This is a genomic window from Reichenbachiella sp. 5M10, assembly GCF_002742335.1.
In the GTDB taxonomy this organism is placed as follows: Bacteria; Bacteroidota; Bacteroidia; order Cytophagales; family Cyclobacteriaceae; genus Reichenbachiella.
Map to the genome: position 1 here is coordinate 4,524,463 of NZ_MDGR01000007.1, position 18,350 is coordinate 4,542,812.

At 44.0% G+C, this 18,350-nt stretch carries 17 protein-coding genes; 11 read left to right on the forward strand and 6 right to left on the reverse strand.

What is annotated here, in order from left to right:
* Positions 1–83: 83 nt before the first annotated feature.
* The 5 genes from BFP72_RS18470 to rodA are packed head-to-tail and all read left to right on the forward strand — an operon-like array spanning position 84 to position 5,515.
* Positions 84–1,112, forward strand: coding sequence for a rod shape-determining protein (locus BFP72_RS18470; RefSeq protein WP_099600556.1), 1,029 nt, complete (start codon positions 84–86; stop codon positions 1,110–1,112).
* Positions 1,113–1,115: 3 nt separating this feature from the next.
* Positions 1,116–1,949: a rod shape-determining protein MreC gene (mreC, locus tag BFP72_RS18475; protein WP_099600557.1), complete on the forward strand. Its 834-nt coding sequence runs from the start codon at positions 1,116–1,118 to the stop codon at positions 1,947–1,949.
* Positions 1,936–2,451 (forward strand): Rod shape-determining protein MreD, encoded by a 516-nt coding sequence (locus tag BFP72_RS18480; RefSeq protein ID WP_099600558.1) that lies wholly within the window; start codon positions 1,936–1,938, stop codon positions 2,449–2,451. The genes mreC and BFP72_RS18480 overlap by 14 nt, the downstream gene beginning before the upstream one ends.
* Before the next feature lie 2 nt (positions 2,452–2,453).
* Positions 2,454–4,253 (forward strand): penicillin-binding transpeptidase domain-containing protein, encoded by a 1,800-nt coding sequence (locus BFP72_RS18485; RefSeq protein WP_099600559.1) that lies wholly within the window; start codon positions 2,454–2,456, stop codon positions 4,251–4,253.
* Entirely contained in the window at positions 4,250–5,515 is a 1,266-nt protein-coding gene (gene rodA, locus BFP72_RS18490) for a rod shape-determining protein RodA (protein WP_255397254.1), read from the forward strand. The genes BFP72_RS18485 and rodA overlap by 4 nt, the downstream gene beginning before the upstream one ends.
* On the opposite strand, the gene BFP72_RS18495 is transcribed toward rodA, so the two are convergent.
* A complete protein-coding gene (locus tag BFP72_RS18495) occupies positions 5,516–6,751 on the reverse strand; it encodes a hypothetical protein (protein ID WP_099600561.1) in 1,236 nt (411 codons plus the stop codon).
* Between the two features lie 31 nt (positions 6,752–6,782).
* On the opposite strand from BFP72_RS18495, the gene BFP72_RS18500 reads away from it, so the two are divergent.
* The 6 genes from BFP72_RS18500 (at position 6,783) to chrA (ending at position 12,872) form a co-directional block, all read left to right on the forward strand.
* Positions 6,783–7,106 (forward strand): 2Fe-2S iron-sulfur cluster-binding protein, encoded by a 324-nt coding sequence (locus tag BFP72_RS18500; RefSeq protein WP_099600562.1) that lies wholly within the window; start codon positions 6,783–6,785, stop codon positions 7,104–7,106.
* 5 nt (positions 7,107–7,111) lie between these two features.
* Positions 7,112–7,714, forward strand: coding sequence for a thymidine kinase (locus BFP72_RS18505; protein ID WP_099600563.1), 603 nt, complete (start codon positions 7,112–7,114; stop codon positions 7,712–7,714).
* Positions 7,711–9,909 carry a hypothetical protein gene (locus BFP72_RS18510; RefSeq protein WP_099600564.1) on the forward strand — a complete coding sequence of 733 codons (2,199 nt, stop codon included), beginning with the start codon at positions 7,711–7,713 and terminating at the stop codon, positions 9,907–9,909. Before BFP72_RS18505 ends, BFP72_RS18510 begins: the two co-directional genes overlap by 4 nt.
* Positions 9,909–10,601 (forward strand): DNA repair protein RecO, encoded by a 693-nt coding sequence (gene recO / locus BFP72_RS18515; RefSeq protein ID WP_099600565.1) that lies wholly within the window; start codon positions 9,909–9,911, stop codon positions 10,599–10,601. Before BFP72_RS18510 ends, recO begins: the two co-directional genes overlap by 1 nt.
* Positions 10,602–10,704: 103 nt before the next feature.
* Positions 10,705–11,676 (forward strand): isopenicillin N synthase family oxygenase, encoded by a 972-nt coding sequence (locus BFP72_RS18520; protein ID WP_099600566.1) that lies wholly within the window; start codon positions 10,705–10,707, stop codon positions 11,674–11,676.
* On the forward strand, positions 11,673–12,872 hold the full coding sequence (chrA, locus tag BFP72_RS18525; RefSeq protein WP_099600567.1) for a chromate efflux transporter: 1,200 nt from the start codon (positions 11,673–11,675) through the stop codon (positions 12,870–12,872). The genes BFP72_RS18520 and chrA overlap by 4 nt, the downstream gene beginning before the upstream one ends.
* A 54-nt stretch (positions 12,873–12,926) precedes the next feature.
* Here chrA and BFP72_RS18530 read toward each other — a convergent pair whose 3' ends face one another.
* The 5 genes from BFP72_RS18530 to BFP72_RS18550 form a co-directional block, all read right to left on the reverse strand.
* Complete coding sequence (locus BFP72_RS18530) at positions 12,927–13,463, reverse strand: OmpH family outer membrane protein (protein ID WP_099600568.1); 537 nt, start codon at positions 13,461–13,463, stop codon at positions 12,927–12,929.
* A gap of 13 nt (positions 13,464–13,476) precedes the next feature.
* Complete coding sequence (locus BFP72_RS18535; RefSeq protein ID WP_099600569.1) at positions 13,477–14,028, reverse strand: OmpH family outer membrane protein; 552 nt, start codon at positions 14,026–14,028, stop codon at positions 13,477–13,479.
* Positions 14,029–14,096: 68 nt separating this feature from the next.
* Complete coding sequence (locus BFP72_RS18540; RefSeq protein ID WP_255397255.1) at positions 14,097–16,736, reverse strand: outer membrane protein assembly factor; 2,640 nt, start codon at positions 16,734–16,736, stop codon at positions 14,097–14,099.
* Between the two features lie 76 nt (positions 16,737–16,812).
* A complete protein-coding gene (locus BFP72_RS18545; protein WP_099600571.1) occupies positions 16,813–17,550 on the reverse strand; it encodes an isoprenyl transferase in 738 nt (245 codons plus the stop codon).
* 85 nt (positions 17,551–17,635) lie between these two features.
* Positions 17,636–18,334 carry a DUF6089 family protein gene (locus BFP72_RS18550; RefSeq protein ID WP_143520130.1) on the reverse strand — a complete coding sequence of 233 codons (699 nt, stop codon included), beginning with the start codon at positions 18,332–18,334 and terminating at the stop codon, positions 17,636–17,638.
* Positions 18,335–18,350 lie beyond the last annotated feature (16 nt).

Consider the following 18,350-nt stretch of genomic DNA (forward strand, 5'->3'; position numbering starts at 1 on the left):
TATTAGAATAATGTTGATTGGAAGTTTATTTGTGCGTAATTTGTGAACTTCCATTCAACTAGAAAAATTGAGTAAACAACAGTATGGGACTTTTTGATATGTTTTCTAGCGACATTGCCATTGACCTTGGTACCGCTAACACTTTGATTATATGCAAGGACAAAGTAGTCGTAGATGAACCGTCTATCATTGCGATTGACAAAGCCAAAAACAAAGTGCTCGCCATAGGTAGAGAGGCGATGCAGATGCACGAAAAGACCCACGAAAGTATACGCACCATTCGTCCACTCAAGGACGGAGTAATTGCGGATTTTCAAGCTGCTGAATCCATGATACGCGGGATGATCAAGATGATAGATAAGGAAAAGAGAAGACTCTTTCCTGTCTCACATCGGATGATTGTATGTATCCCATCGGGTATCACCGAAGTAGAGAAAAGAGCCGTCAGAGACTCTTGCGAGCATGCTGGAGCCAAAGAGGTGTATATGATCCATGAGCCAATCGCTGCGGCGATAGGTATTGGTATCGATATTGAGAGGCCTATTGGCAGTATGATCGTTGATATTGGAGGAGGGACGACTGAGATTGCAGTGATTGCTTTGTCGGGGATCGTTTGTGATCAATCTATCCGTGTAGCAGGAGATGCTTTCAATAAAGACATCTTGGACTACATGAGACGTCAACACAATCTCCTCATCGGAGAACGCACAGCGGAAAAAGTAAAAATCAATGTTGGCTCTGCATTGACAGAGCTCGACGAGGGACCAGAAGATTTTGATATTCGAGGTAGAGATTTGATGACAGGAATTCCAAAAGTCATCAAATTATCCTATTCAGAAGTAGCGTTTGCTATCGACAAGTCCGTTTCCAAAATCGAAGAAGCTGTACTCAAGGCGTTGGAGATAGCTCCACCAGAATTGTCCGCAGATATCTATGACAATGGCATCTACCTCACAGGTGGAGGAGCCTTGCTCAGAGGTCTGGACAAACGCCTCGGATTGAAGACCAAACTCCCCATTCATATCGCAGAGGACCCGCTCAAGGCCGTGGTACGCGGTACAGGTGAGGCTTTGAAGAACATCGAAGCATTCAAGGCAGTTTTAATGCAATAGTACATGAATCGTCTGCTTCAGTTTCTGTTCAAGTACAGGACACTTTTGGTGTTCATTTTCTTGGAAGGAATCTGCTTTTGGGTGATTGTCAGGAGCAACAGCTACCACAATGCCAAGTATTTCACCACATCCAATCAGGTCGCTGGGGCTGTATTGAACAGGTCAAGTGAGGTCAAGGATTATTTTTCGTTGGCAGAAAAAAACGACTTGCTTGCACAAGAGAATGCACGTCTCAGACAATTGGTGCTGGATATGGATGTGCCAGACTCAGTCATTATGACTGTGGTGGATACCAGTATGGTTGCGACAGGATTGTCTGCACGAGTGATTGACAATTCGGTTTTTTTGAGAAACAACTACCTTACCATCAACAAGGGTAGGACAGATGGTGTCACAGAAAAAATGGGCGTACTGGGACCGGATGGAGTTGTGGGGCAAGTCAAATATGTATCGGATCACTATGCCACGATCGTTTCCCTTTTGCACAGTCGATCACTTGTGTCGTCCAAGCATGCCAAGTCAGGAGGGCTTTGTACAGTGATGTGGCGGGGAGAGGACCCTTTGTATGCAGATATTGAGTATTTCCCTAGACACATACACTTATCTATCGGGGATTCGATCAAGACGTCTGGCTACAATTCGATTTTCCCTGAAGGAGAATTGGTGGGGGTCGTCAGTGAAGTGCACTTGGATGATGCAGGCACTTTTTATGAAGCTCAGCTCAAATTGTCGACGGACTTTTATAGGCTCAAGCATGTGTACCTTATGAGCTTGCCTGACAAATTAGAAATAGATTCACTAACCTTCGTTACCAATCAAGAAGATGGGCAGATTTAAAATTTTCGAGGGGATATTGGGAGTGGTGCTGCTTTTGTTAGGGCAGGTTGTCTTGTTTCAAAACATGGTGCTGTTTGATACCGCTTTTTGTTTCGCCTATGTGATGATTTTGCTATTGATTCCTATTGAGACAGCAGCTATTTTGCAGTTGGTGTTGGCTTTTGTTGTGGGTATGGTCGTGGACATGTTTTACAACACCATGGGTATGCACGCTGCAGCATGTGTGGCATTTGTATATGCCAAGATGCACTGGGCCTACGTGATGACTCCTAGTGGGGGCTATGATGTCGGTGCTAAGATCAACTTGAGGCTACTTGGTTTGAGGTGGTTTTTGATGTATGCTTACCCGTTGATATTGCTCCATAGCCTAGTGGTGTTTTTTGTGGAAGCGGCTGGGTTCACCTTGTTTTGGCATACGCTCAGTACAGCATTTTATAGTTCACTGTTTACACTTGCGATGGTGTTGATCATACAGTTCTTGTTTTACAAAAAGGTAAAATAGGCATGAATGATGAGCGTAGACATATCATCAGATTGATCGTAATATTGATGGGATTGGTATTTCTTGTCAAGTTGTTTTTTATTCAAATTATAGACGAAAACTATAAAGCAGCTGCGGAAAATAACATCATTCACAAGGAGGTGGATTATCCCTACCGAGGGTTGGTCTATGATAGAAACAAAAAGTTGATCGTTCACAATGAACCGATTTTTGATTTGATGGTCATCCCAAAAGAAGTGAGGATTCCAGATACCTTGGCTTTTTGCCAACTTTTTGATTTGACCCGAGAGGAGCTAGAGGCTCAGCTCAATAAAGCGAAACGCTATTCTTATATACAGCCTTCCCAGTTTGTCAAGCAGATTTCCAACGAGTGGTTTGCCTCCATCGAGGATCAGTTGGTGGATGTCAGAGGATTTTATCCCAAGGCGAGGACTATACGGGGCTATGATTACGAAAACTTGGGGAATGTATTGGGCTACATCGGAGAAATCAATCAGCGTCAGCTCAATGCAGATACGACAAATTATTATCGATCGGGCGACTATCTTGGGATTACTGGTCTGGAATCATCCTATGAGAAGACTTTGCGAGGCAAGCGTGGAGTACGGTACAAAATGGTCAACGTTAGAGGGGTAGATCAGGGTTCCTTCAAGGATGGAAAGTTGGATACGCTTTCTGTTCCAGGGGAGGATCTGGTGTTGTCGATTGATTTGGAATTGCAGCGATATGCCGAACGTTTGATGGAGGGAAAAATTGGCAGTGTAGTGGCGATCGAACCCTCTACAGGTGAAATATTGGCCTTTGTCTCAGCACCTTCTTATCAGCCGAGTGTGCTGAGTGGTCGAGAGTTTAGTGTGAACTACAGAGCACTGACTCAGGATAGTTTGAAGCCCTTGTTTAATAGACCTCTAATGGCGATGTATCCTCCTGGGTCTATTTTTAAAATTGTCCAAGCACTGATTGGACTGGAGGAGGGAGTCATTACCGCCAAAGAACAAGTGTATTGTGACAATAGCTTGATAGGAGATCATGCTCCTCCTGGGTATTACGATGTAAGGAAAGCGATCATGTTTTCGTCCAACAACTATTTCTTGAAGCTATTTCGGCGGATCATCAATCAAAACCCTGAGTTGAGCCAGTTTGAACAAGCTCCTATTGGCCTCCAAAATTGGAGTGAAAGAATGCATCGTTTTGGTCTCGGTCAACCTCTAGGGATCGACCTGCCTAGTGAGAAGTCTGGGCAAGTGCCAGACCCCAAACTATACAACAGAATCTATGGAACAGGGAGATGGAAGGTATCCAATCTCAGTTCACTCAGTATCGGTCAAGGGGAGACTTTGCTCAACCCGATACAGATGGCCAATTTGGCAGCCATCATGGCCAATAAGGGACATTACTATATACCGCATATTGTCAAAGAAGTGGGGAGTACTGGCTACTTGGACCCTAAATACAAGAAAAAAATTGATACGGGAATCAGTGCGGAGCATTTTCCGGTGGTAATCCAAGGAATGCAAGACGCGCTAAGTGGTACAGCAGGCCGAGCGATTATTCGAGACATCGAAATTTGTGGTAAGACAGGTACGGTTCAAAATCCGCATGGTGAAGATCACTCGACATTTATGGCATTTGCGCCTCGCGAACAACCGAAAATTGCCATCTCAGTTTATGTAGAAAATGCAGGCTGGGGAGGGCGTGCAGCAGCGTCCATTTCGAGTTTGCTGATAGAGTCTTACCTCAGAGGTGAGGTGACGCGTCAATGGTTAGAAGATTACGTACTGAAAGGAGATTTTGCAGGGTGAGAGGAGATAGTATATTAGATCGAATCGATTGGACAGTGGTCCTGACGTATTTTGCTATGATCTTCATGGGCTGGATCAATATCTATGCAGCAGTGTATGATGAAGAATTGGCCTCCGATATGTTTTCACTTGCTTACAACCCTGGTAAGCAGTTGATTTGGATTGCCACTTCTATCGTACTGATCATCGGTGTGATGAGTTTGGATTACAAATTTTTTGATTCGTTTGCTTATATCATTTATGGTGCGATGATTTTCTTGCTGATAGCGGTCTTGCTGTTTGGGAGAGAGGTTGCTGGATCTACTTCGTGGTTTCAGTTGGGTAGTTTTCGTTTTCAACCTTCCGAATTCACCAAGTTTGCGACCGCATTGGCATTGGCTAAGTACCTGGGGGATATCCATACCAAGATGGAAAACGTAAAGACGCAGTTGATTGCTGTAGCCATTATGTTTGTTCCCATGGCATTGATTGTTTTGCAAGGGGATACTGGGTCTGCCATGGTTTTTGCCGCATTTGCTATTGTGCTTTTTCGAGAGGGGATTTCGCCGATTTATTTTATCGTAGGGATCGGGTTGGTGGTTTTGTTTGTTTTGACACTGTTGGTGAGCAAGACGGCCATTTTTATATTTTCGGGAGTGGTTTGTTTGGTAGTCATCGGAGCATCTGTCAAGCACCCTAGACGTATATTGGTGGTTGTACTGGTTGCTTTTGCTATTTTTTCGACAGTGACTAGTGTGGATTTTCTTATGAAAAACGTCTTGAAGCCGCATCAAAGGAGTCGAGTGATTTCGTTGATCAACCCTGATGCTGACCCATTGGGTGCAGGATGGAATGTGACCCAGTCTAAAATAGCGATTGGTTCGGGGGGATTTTTTGGCAAAGGATTTCTAGAAGGGACCCAAACCAAGTTTGATTTTGTCCCAGAGCAAAGCACGGATTTTATATTCTGTACTTTGGGGGAAGAGCATGGGTGGCTGGGGAGTTTGGTGATGATTGGGCTGTTTGTGTTTTTGCTAATACGTATATCCATCATTGCCGAGCGCCAAAAAACACGATTTGCAAGAATCTACGGGTATGGAGTATTGTCTGTGATATTCTTTCACTTTTCGGTCAACATTGCCATGACAATTGGTCTTTTTCCAGTGATTGGTATTCCATTGCCTTTTTTCAGCTATGGAGGCTCGTCCCTATGGTCATTCACGACCTTGCTATTTATCTTATTGGCTTTGGATTCCAAGCGCATGCAAGTACTGACGCGCTGATCATCTAAACCTCTTGAAAATGACTTTGAGCAATTCTTTGACCTCTTCCGAGTTCATGTCCCAAGCGTACTTTTTGGCATAGCTTTGCACGAGGAGTTCTACGGAAGCATCAAACGATTTGCTCGCTTCCATTTGATAGAGTGCTTTCTCAAAATCCTTTTCATTCCCCTCGAAGAGGTCTTTGACGAAAAGGTATCGTTGATTGATGCTGATCGAACTTGCTAATTCTGAGGTGGGTTTTGACTCGTGAGAGGACGCAATTGTTTCTTTTTCAGACGCTTCATAGCGTTGGTTGAGGGTTAGGATGTCTTCCCCTGCAAACTTTTGATTGAGATTGGATACAGTAGTCTCCTTCTTTGGGTTCTTAGGTTCTGGCTCTGAAGAGAGAGGAGTTGGAGTGGGGGGTGATTCGGGTTCAAATTCTTGCTCAAACGATTCTTCTACAGGTTTTTGTGGCTCGTCATCTTCTTCCGCGAATGCACTCGATGACGGAGGAGTCATGGGTTCGGGTACAGAGAGTGTATCCTCAGTTTTTTCTTCAGGCAATGCTTCGAGAGTGTCAAAGAAGTTTATTTCTGGCTCTTCGGTTTGGGCAGTTTCTACGATTGCCGGGCTTTCTTTTTCTACTATGTCGAGCAGGGAGGTCAAGTTGAAGAGGTTTTCAATTTCTTCTTTTTCTGCCGTGTCTTCGTTGTAACTTTCCGTTGCGTTTTTGATCACACTCTCTACGACAGGTTTATCCGTAGACATACCGTTTTCTAGGTTGATCAAGATAGAGTCAAAGAGACCTTTGTGCAGTTTGATGTATTTCCCAGTGGTCTTTAGCTCTTTGATGAGCTCACTGCTCGTGGCTTTTTGGGTTTCTTGGAGGAGGTATTGATCAGGAGTATAGAGAAACTCTAGCGTTTCACTGACAGCTCGTTCCAAGAGGGATTTGAAATCCTCCTTTTGGATAAAGATGTTTTTAGAAAGGGTATTGACCAAGGTTTTGAGGGCGGTATTGACTTCCTCATTCTTGTAGTCAAAATATGGGCTTTTGAACTTCTTGGTTTCTTCTTGCCATTCTTCAAAGAGTACTTTTAGGACGAAAAAATTCACCTGTTTGATTGGAGTCAACGATATGATTTGTTGACCCGATATCCCTTCGTTTTTGTCAAAAAACTCATCGAGAATAATCTGGCTATACGTGGTGATGTACTTCTGTTTGGCTTGTTGATTTAATTTGCTACCGTGCATAATAATTGCTTCTTTTGTAAAGTTATAGAATATGCCGAAAATCGTTATACAAAACCTCCACAACAAGGAAATTTTCACAAGTGATGCGCGTCAAAACCTTTTGGAAATCATACACAAAAACCAAGTGGATTGGATGTTTGCATGTGGGGGAAAGGGGCGATGCACGACTTGTAAGGCGATTGTAGTGGCAGGAGGAGAGTATCTGTCCGAGCGATCCGCTGCTGAGATCAAATTCCTACATTCGAATCGATTGGAAGAAAATGAACGATTGGCCTGTCAATGTACTGTACACGGAGATGTGGAATTGAGAGTTGCCGATCAAAATAAGTTTATGCATCTTCACTATTCGGATTGAGCGATATGTTTATAGAACCAGGCATTGATCATAAAAGTAAACCCCTAGGCTGGGTAGAAGTGATCTGTGGATCGATGTTTTCGGGCAAGACGGAGGAGCTCATCCGACGGCTCAACCGAGCGTTGATCGCAAAGCAAAAAGTAGAGATTTTCAAACCGGCAGTCGATACGCGCTATCATGCTACGGATGTAGTCTCTCACAATGAAAACTCCATACGTTCTACTCCGGTGCAGTTTGCACATGATATCCTGCTCCTCGCAGGCAACAGCGACGTGATTGGTATTGACGAGGCACAGTTTTTCGATATGGATTTGGTGGCTGTAGTACGCAAACTTGCCAATGCAGGCAAGCGTGTCGTCATCGCAGGTTTGGACATGGATTTCGAAGGAGAGCCCTTCGGTCCCATACCGAGATTGATGGGAGTCGCGGAGTATGTGACGAAAGTACGTGCTGTATGTATGAAGTGTGGGGGGGTGGCCTCCTTTTCGTTTCGCCTGTCAGATGCCAAACAAAAGGTCATGCTTGGAGAGCAAGATGCCTATGAGGCGAGGTGTCGCAAGTGCTTTTATGAGGATTTTGACCCTATGAAAAAGAGTAATCAAACATGAGAAGAGCCATTTTGATAGTTGGTTTGCTGTGGGGCTTGGACGTGTCGGCTCAGTCACTCATCCAGATGGGAACCTGGCGCACACATTATAGCTATACCGAGGCCCGTTTGGTAGAGCAGGTTGGGGACAAGATTTTCGCTTCATACCTCAATGGGTTGATATACTATGACTTAGAAGACGGTAGCCTCAATAAATTGAGCAAAGTGGATGGTCTCAGTGATGTGAGTGTCACTGCGATGCGGTTTGACTCGGCAACAGAACGCCTCGTGCTGGGTTATGACAATGGCAATGTCGATTGGATTGATGATTCTGGGATTACAAACAATCGTCTGCTTTTGGAAAGCGACTTGGTAGAAGAGAAGCGAATCAATGATATTTCTTTTTACGAAGGGGAGATAAACTTGGCTACAAGTTTGGGCCTTTTGGTGTTGGAGCCTGAGTCAGGGTTGATTCGTAGTTCGTATCGTAACCTTGGACAGATGGGAGGGGTATTGGCTGTGTATGGGTCTGTAGTTTTTGACGGACAGATGTACCTCGCTACTCCAGAGGGGATATTGACGGGTAGCCTCACAAATGGAGATAATTTGCAGGATTTCAACAATTGGGACAGAAATGAGGACGAAGCGGTACATGGAAAGGATGTATTGTCGATTACTCTGTACAACGATCATGTTTACGCTGCGACGGAAAATACGCTTTATGTATTGGGGGACCATTGGGGAGTAGTACCTCAGGCAGTATCTGGCTTGACATTCTCGAAAATTCGGGGTTTTGAGGAGGGGCTGGTGGTAGTGAGCGATCAAGGCATATACCGAGTCAATGCTCAGCAAGAATGGGTTGGGGTGATGGATGCAAAGGATCAACCTCGGGATGGGCTGTTGGCAAAATCTGGAGCAGTATGGACTGCAGATGGGTTGCTCGGGTTGAGTGAGTATTCTGGAGATATAACCAAGCGTTTTGTGCCAAGTGGGCCTTGTACCAACGATACCTATGCGCTGACTTATAGCGAGGACGCAGTGCTGGCCTTCCCGAATTTGGACGTGAGCCATTCACCGTACAACAACGCTGAAGGATACAGTGAATTTCTTGATGGGTATTGGGGTGATGTGGAGCCAGGTGAGATCATGGACATGACGAATATCACAGATGTCACGAGTCAAGGAGAGGAAACGTATGTTGCTTCTTTCGGAGGAGGCTTGTTGGACTGGTCCACTGGGGTGCGCTACGACGAGACCAATAGCCCCCTGTCTGCCGATGCTGCAGGCAATGTCTTGGTGACGGGATTGGCATGGGATGCTGAGGATAACCTCTGGATAGCGAACCAGAGCGCATACCCTTTGCTGAAGAGAGCTGTGGATGGCAGTTTTGACTCGTACAATTTTGGTATAGTAGCAACAGATTATCCGACGGACTTAATGGTGGATGCGTATGATCAACTGTGGATGCCACTGGAGAGTGGATTGCTGGTGGTAGATACTGAGACGGTGGGTAGCAGATATTTTTCTCGAAGCAATTCGTCTTTACCGAGCAATGTCATCCATGACTTGGCGCTAACGGCAAGTCAGGAAATGTGGGTAGCAACAGACAATGGGCTGGCCTATTTCCCATACATTTACGATGTCACGATGAGTTCGCAGGTAGAGGTTGTACTGCCTACTTTGGATGGAGCGGCATTGTTTGAAGACAAAGTGGTATACAGCATAGCGATAGATGGAGGCAATCGCAAATGGGTAGGTACTGCCAATGGAGCTTGGCTGATGGATGCCAATACCAATGATGTCGTGGTAAACTATACACAAGAAAATAGCCCTTTACCATCTAATGTGGTTTTGGATATAGCCATCCATGATGAGACCGGAGAGGTGTTTTTTGCGACGGAGCGGGGCATGGTGTCTTTTCGCTCGGATGCTACTGTGGCAGGATATAGCCATGAGTCTGTCGATATATATCCCAATCCCGTACTACCGGACTTTGTAGGGATGGTAGGTTTTCGCGGTTTGGCTTCTGATGCATTGCTCAAAATCACTACAGTGTCAGGTCGATTGGTGAGGGAGATTCAAGGTTATGGAGGGGCTGCATCTTGGGACATACGGGATTATACAGGGAGACGCGTGGATTCAGGGGTGTACTTGGTGTTTAGTACAGCAGCACAAGGTGAAGAAACTTTTGTAGGAAAAGTAGCTGTGATCAAATAATGTTGCACAAGACCAAAGGGATTGTTCTCAATTATATCAAGTACAAGGAGAGTTCGATCATTGCACGTGTATATACCTCGGAGTTTGGTCTGCAATCTTACATCATCAACGGTGTTAGAAGCCAGCGTTCCAAAAAGGGCTTGGCCCTGTTGCAACCTTTGACTCTCTTGGACATGGTCGTCTACCACAAGGAGAATAAGTCAGATCAATTGCAGCGAATTTCGGAGTATAAATGTGCTGCTACGTTCACCAGCATCCCTTTTGAGGTGAAAAAGTCAGCGATGGCATTGTTCGTTACGGAGCTTCTGTCCAAGGTTCTCAAGGAAGAAGATGAGAGAGGTGTCGTTTTTGAGTTTTTGTGTCACTTCGTCTTGGAGCTGGATCAGAGAAAGGAAGGTTATGAGAGTCTTCATGTTTATTTGTTGGTGCATTTGACCCATTTTATTGGTTTTGGTATTCATCAAAAAAAGGAATTGCAGCAGGACAATATTTTGCAAAAGGTCAATACAAATTTTGATTTGATTTACGAGACTATTTTGACAATGAACGCCTGCAATCTTGACGAGCACAAAACCATAGAAAATAAATTGCGCAAGGATTGCTTGAGCTATATGATCAACTATTATACACACCATATCGAAGGATTCAATGAATTGAAATCCTTGGCTATCCTGAGTCAATTGTTTCGGTAGTCTTTCTACTTTGACGGAGATATATTAATTTGACCCCTCAATAGTTCGTTTGGAGAGGAGACTCTTCGGAATAGGCTGTTGGTACAAATACAACCCAATTGATATGAGCGAATACCTATATGATGAAGTGCCATCCTTGGATTTGGCAGATTTTGTGTCCGGCAATCCGGAGAGTAAGCAAAAATTTGTGGAAGAGTTGGGACATGCCTACAATCACATTGGATTTGTGGCAATCAAAAACCATGGACTTTCGGACGCCTTGGTAAAGAATCTTTACTCAACGATCGAAGAGTTTTATAGTCTTCCTGTATCCGTCAAAGAGAAATACGAAATCCCAGAGCTGTTTGGTCAGCGAGGGTATGTAGGTAAAGGAAAAGAGCATGCCAAAGGCCGTAAGACAGGCGATTTGAAAGAATTTTATCATGTAGGGCAGATCGTCGAAGATGAAGATCCAATCAAGGAACTATACCCAGACAATATCTGGCCAAGTGAAATAGATGGGTTTGAAGCGGTTGCTTCGGAGGCGTATAAGACCTTGGAGGCGACAGGTAAAAAGATGTTGCAAGCGATTGCCTTGTACCTTGGATTGGAAGAGAAGTATTTTGAGAGTCGAGTCCACAATGGCAACAGTATCTTGAGACCGATACATTATTTTCCAATAGAGAATCCGGACGATATTCCAGCGGATGCGGTTCGTGCGGCAGAGCATGGAGATATCAACCTCATTACACTATTGATGGGAGCGAGTGCAGATGGTTTGCAGGTCAAGAGGCGAGATGGTGCTTGGATTCCGATCACTGCATTGCCAGATCAGATCGTCGTGAACGTAGGAGATATGTTGGCGAGATTGACCAATGATAAGTTGAAGTCTACGATTCATCGAGTGGTCAACCCACCTCGTGAACTTATGAAGACGTCACGGTATTCTATTCCTTTTTTTATGCATCCTCGTGCGGAGATGGATTTGACTTGTTTGGAGAGTTGTGTCAATGAGCAGAACCCCAAACACTACGATGACATGACCGCTGGAGAGTTTTTACACCAGCGTTTGGCTGAGATTGGTTTGAAAAAATGACATTCAAGAAGGTCAGGTATTACATCTTTCTCCGAGATGTCATCATATTGGCTGTGACAGCTTTTGGAGGCCCCCAAGCACACTTTGCCATGATGCTAGATATGCTCGTCAATAAGCGAGGATACTTAAGTGAAAAGGAGTTCTTGGAATTGCACGCGTTGTGTCAGTTTTTGCCAGGACCTACATCTACACAGACTTTGACAGCCATAGGCTTCAAGGTTGGAGGTCCCAATCTCGCCTATTTGACTCTTTTAGTATGGATTATTCCAGCCTTTTTGGTGATGTCTACTGCAGGAGTTATGATTACTTCGTTGGAAGAATATAACATCTCATTGGACTTTACACGATACATCCAGCCAATGGCGGTAGGGATAGTTTCATTTTCGGCCTATATCATCATCCGAAAAGTAATCCAAACTAGACTTGCAGTGGTGCTTATGGTGATGTCGGCGATTGCCAGTTTCTTGTTTCGTACTCCCTATGTGTTCCCTGTGTTGATTTTGATAGGAGGGGCGATTACCGCTTTTGATTACAAGAGACATGAAAGAGAAGAGAAAAATAGAATTAAGATTCAGTGGGCTAACTTTTTTCTTTGGGGAGGAGTGCTGATCGCTGCGGCAAGTATTGGGGCTGTTACGCATTGGCGAGGGATAGATTTGTTCGAGAATTTTTACCGAATAGGGAGTTTGATCTTTGGTGGAGGGCAAGTGTTGGTCCCTTTCCTTTATACTGAATTTGTTGAATTCAAGGAGTATTTGACTTCAGAGGAGTTTTTGTCTGGTTATGCATTGGTGCAAGCTGTTCCCGGGCCAGTTTTTTCTTTTGCTGGGTTTGTGGGGTCTGTATCTATGCGTGAATACGGTACGTTTGGACAGTATTTGGGGGGATTTCTTTCGGCGGTTGGAGTCTTTTTACCAGGGGCTTTTTTGATTTTCTTTGTGATTCGTTTTTGGGATGAGCTCAAGAAGTTTAGAATTGTCAAGGCCTCACTCAACGGAATCAATGCTGTCAGTGCGGGGATGATTTTAGCAGCAGCTTTGTTGCTGTCATTACCACTGTATGATGCTTCTTTGCCTGTCTCGGAGAGCTATCTTAATGTAGGTATCATGGTTTCTACATTCTTGATCCTGCTATTTACCAAAATCCCTACCCCTGTGTTGATTATTGTCGGGTTGCTCCTTGGTATTATTTTATAAAAAAAGCCTTGCTCAAATCAATGAACAAGGCTTGAACTCTCCTAGAGTATTTTCTTAGTTTCCTGCTGGAGGAGTGATACCCAATTTCTTGAATACAAGATTAGAGACGTCGAATTTTTCGTCTGCATCGAGCAAGATGTCTACACCTGGTACGCCCGTACTGAAGATTGCGTCATATCCGCCTTCAGTTCTGACCGCTTTGATTGCGTTGCCTATTTTTTCAAACAATGGCGCGTATAGGTCACTTTGTTTTTTCTGTAGAGAAACCTGAGCGTCTTTTTGAAAGTTTTCCAATCGAGCTTGTAGATTTTGTAGTTCAGACTCTTTGTCTGCTCTCATGATATCAGTCATTGTAGCAGCTCCTTGCTGATACTCTTGCAATTTGGTTTGGAATTCCTGGCCTTTTGATTGCAACTGATTTTGCAACTGAGCTTCGTATGTTTTGTATTCCGAATCCACTTGCTTTGCTTCTGGCATTTGGCTCAATATGTACTCTACATTCGTATACCCAAACTTAAACGTTCCCTGAGCTTGTACGCTAAGAGCACCAGCCACCATTACCAATACTACGATTAATGATTTGATTTTCATATTTCTATCCTAATTAGTTATTACTTATTACATCGTTTTTATCTCCCAGTCCGAGCTCTTCCAATACATAGTCTGTATAGTCGTGCACGGGGTCTGTGTATATCATTACCAAGTCACCTGATTTGTCAAAGACAATCTGCAGGCGTTGTTGTTTTGCTACTTTGTCTACCGCATCAAAGAGTTGATCTTGTACGGGCTTGATGAGTTCTTTTTTCTTCAAGAAAAATAGTCCTTCAAAACCAAAAATCTTATTTTGATACTCTTTTACTTCATTCCATTTTCGATCAATTTCTTTGTATCGATCGTCTTTCATTTCTTTGGTCAGCAGGACTTCTTCCGCTTTCAGTTCAACTTCCAAGGTTTGAATTTCCTTGTACATCTCTTGTATCTCAGCTTCCCACGATTTTGACAATTTGTCAATCTCGCTGTTGGCCTCTTTGTACTCAGGCATTTGACCCAAGATATAGTTAGTATCTACATATCCAAATTTCTGAGCACTCAGACTATTTGCCTGAAGCAGTAGAATGATAACAAGAATCGAACCGAAACTAACTACGTTCTTCATTTCGCGCATAATAGGTGCTAAAATTAGTCCATTGTTTGCTAATGATTTGTCCATTCTTGGTTTTTATTCTATCTCAACGTTTGACCGATTGAGAAGTGAATTTGTCCACCACTCGGTCCTGCGTTTGGTGCACCTGGATCTGGATCAAATCCATACCCCCAATCGATACCAAGTAGCCCAAAGGCCGGCATAAATATTCTTACACCTGCTCCAGCCGATTTGTATAGGTTGTTGGGGTTGTATTCATTGAAGTTGAGCCAGTTGTTTCCAGCTTCGGCAAACCCAAGTACATAGATGGTAGCGGATGGGTTTAGTGATACAGGGTAGCGGAGCTCAAACACATATTTGTTGAATAGAGTACCACCAGTGATTTGGTTGCCATTGACGACTTCTGTCGGCGTGATGGAGTTGTTGTCGTACCCTCTGAGTCCGATGACATCATTGCCTAGTAGGAAGTTAGATCCTGTCAACCCATCTCCTCCAAGTTGGAATCGTTCAAATGGCCCTACTCCTACATCGCTTTGATAAGCGCCCAAGTACCCGAGGTGAGCTCTTGCTTCAAGTACCAAATCTCCAGCAATCTGTAGGTAGTACTTGGCATCAAACATCCATTTGTGGTACTCTACCCACTTGTAGCGGTCGTTGTTGGATGCTGTTTCATAATCTAAGTCATTGAACAGGGAGTATGGAGGCGTGAGGGCCAAACTCAACGTAATGGACGAACCGGTACGAGGATACATAGGGTTGTCAATGCTATTTCGAGAGATGGTTGTTTTGAATGTAAAGCTATTTGCTACCCCTGTACTGTTGTCAAACCCTAGACTACCTCCAAATCGGTATAGGTTATAGTTGGTAAAAGATACAGCATTGCTGAGTGTGAAGTAATCATCAGGCCATTTTAGTCTTTGACCTAGGCTGACCGTGACTCCTGTCACCTGCATAGAACCTATGATGTCTTTTCTATTGAGTGCCAAACTTCTCTGTACAGAGTAGTTGTAGCTCACGCCAAACGACATGGGTTTCTTGCCTCCTAGCCATGGTTCTGAGAAACTCACAGAATAACTTTGGAATTGGCGACCATTTGCTTGTAGTCTTAGTGATAGTTTTTGACCATCACCGACGGGTAGGGGTCTCCATTTGTCTAAGTGCGTCAAGTTTCTCAACGAAAAGTTGTTGAAAGTCAAGCCAAGTGTACCAACGAACCCAAAAGAGCCTCCCCATCCACCTGATAGTTCTATCTGATCACTTGGTCGCTCTTCGAGTGACCATTCGATATCGACTGTCTCATCAGCAGGGTTTGGTATTGGGTTTGGAGTGACAGTTTCAGGGTTAAAGTATCCGAGCTGCGACAATTCACGTTGCGTTCTGATCAGTTCAGCGCGGCTAAACTTCTGGCCTGGGAGTGTTCGTAGTTCACGCATGATGACGTGATCATTGGTACGGTCGTTTCCAGTGACATAAACTTTGCGAATAGTAGCTTGCGCTCCTTCGTATATGCGCATTTCCACATCGATGGAATCGCCTTCTATTTTGATTTCTACAGGGTTGACACTGAAAAACAGGTAGCCATTGTCCATATACAGAGAGCTAATGTCAGGCCCGTTCGGGTTGTAGTTGAGCCGTTTGTCAAGAGACTCCATGTTGTATATGTCTCCTCGTTCTACTCCGAGTATTTGGTTCAAGGTCTGATCGTCGTGGATGAAATTCCCTGTCCAGGTAATCTCTCTGAAATAGTACCTCTGGCCAGGGTTGATTCTAATGTCTATGTCTACGGAGTTTTCGTCGATTGTGACGATAGAGTCCTCTTCGATGTAGGCGTCTCTAAACCCTTTGGAGTTGTAAAAGGCGATCAATGCTTCTTTGTCTTCTTCGTACTTTTCTTTCACGTATTTTGAAGATTTGAAGACATTGAGTTTCACATTTTCCATGATGATTTCCATGGCGGGACGTGAAATGTTTTGTATGGCGCTGTCCTGAGGACTTTTGATGACTTTTTTCTTGCTCTTAGGCTTGAGTGCATTGAGAGCTACTGCGACCGTTGCTCCAACAATTTTGAATCTTGGACGTTCACCTGTGCCTTTCATTTTACTTTTGAGCTTCATGTCTGTGAAGGTCTCATTGCCTACAAAATTAACGTTTCTGATTTTTACCTTACGGTTTTTGGTGATGTATAGATCGAGCTGAACACTGTTGTTGATGATGGTGTCTTGGCTGTAGCGAATGTCTACTTCCGTGTTGAGATAGCCTTTTTCGTAGAAGTATTTCTTGACGGATAGTTCACTGTTTTTGATGATTGCATCGGTCATCACACGGCCTCTGATGAGGTTGATTTTTTCTTTCAGATCTGACTCTTGGCTTTTGGTTACGCCATGAAAGTTGAATCGACTGAGTCTGGGCCTTTCGGTCAATTCGATGGTGAGGTAGATGTTGCTGCCTTCAATTTTGCTGGCATAGATTTCGACATTGCCGATGAGTCCTTGCTTCCAGAGTTTTTTGATCGCTTGAGTGATGTCGTCACCAGGTATTTTGACTTTGTCACCTACTTTGAGGCCGGAGATCGATGTAAGGGCAATGTGGTCGAGGTACTCAGCCCCTTCTACCTTGATTTCGGCGATGGTGTACTCCTGAGGGTTGGAGTAGTTGATGCGAGGGGTATTGCTAGAAGAATTGTTTAATCTGCCTTGGCTCCCATATCTAATCTGCCCCAAAGCACAGGTGTATGTGATAAGAAATACTAATAATAAACTTAATCTCATTGTATATCGCCGACTCTCCTGCCGTTTATTAATTCGTTAGTTGCTCACTGATTTTACCGTATCTCCTCTCCCTGTTTTGAAAATCAATGACGGCTTCAAAAAGATCGTTTTTTCTAAAGTCAGGCCAAAGTTTGTCAGTAAAGTACAGTTCAGCGTAGGCCATTTGCCAAAGCAAAAAGTTGCTTATCCTATGCTCTCCGCTTGTTCTGATCATTAGTTCCACGTCAGGTACAGTATGTTTACTGATATAATCGCCGATGAATGCATTATTGACATCATCGTAGGCTAATTTCTTCTCTTCTAAATCTTTGACCAATTGTTTTACACTCTCTCCGATTTCCCATCGCCCACTATAGTTCAAGGCGAGTGAGAGAACCATGCCCTCATTCTTGCCAGTTTGCTCTATGCCGTACTGGAGATTTTCTTGAGCTTCTTTCGGTAAATGCGAAATGTCTCCTAGAGGTTGCAATCGGATATTGTTTTTCATCAAAGTAGGGATTTCCTTTTTGATGGTCGATACCAGAAGGTTCATGAGTCCATCTACTTCGATTTTTGGTCGGTTCCAGTTTTCGGTTGAAAAGGCATATAAAGTGAGTCGTCCTACGCCTATTTCTGCACATCCTTCTACAGTCTCTCGAACAGCTTTGATCGCATTTTTGTGACCAAAGAGGCGTGCTGCGCCACGTTGCTTGGCCCATCGACCATTGCCGTCCATGATTACTGCTACGTGCTGAGGTATATTCGTTGAATTGATCTTCTCTTTCATGCCAAATCTTGTGGCCTAATCTCTATTTATAACCCGCAAAGTTGTTCTTTTTTTTGCGGAAAACGAACACTACGATCAGTTTTCCTTAGCGGTATAGTGTTTTATTAGGCGTGTACTTGTAGGTGCATTGAGTCTTGAAGATGACATATGAAAAGGAGAGTCCAACAAAATAATACCAATCTTTGTCTTCGGGGTTCCCAAATTGAAAGGTGAGTTTTTCATAGGGTTCATTGTCAGAGATGCCGTCCAGAAGGTCTGTGAAGGTTTTTCGTGCACCGAACTCAAGACCAATGCTGAATTTTCTACCGAGGAGATGCTTGACACCTGCACCGAAGGGGATGACAGGTTGTATCCCACTGATGTCTTCTCCATTGATGTTGAATAGTTTGATCACCCCAACTCCGCCAAAGAGATATGGAGACCATTTGATCATTGATTTAGGGTTTTTGTAGTCTAAGAAATGAAACTCCATCACTGCGCTTCCTTCCAGGATCTGTCTACTAAAGCTAGCTTGCCTAGCTTCTCCTAGTGCATCAAACGGGCGGTCGTCATTGCCGCTGATTTGACCATATAGTAGAGAGAATCGAAAACTGACGTCTTTGTCATAGTTGATTCGGTAGTGTGCCTCTACTCCTGCATTTTGCTGTAGGATGTTGTAGCCTCGGTATAGGTCACCAGCATAGCTCATCGCTCCGACTCCTAATCCGATTTCGGAGCGTTGTGCAGTTGCCAAATGGCCTAAAAAAAGAAATGCCGACAGAATCGGCAATATTTTATGTTTCATATAGCGAAGCTAAAAT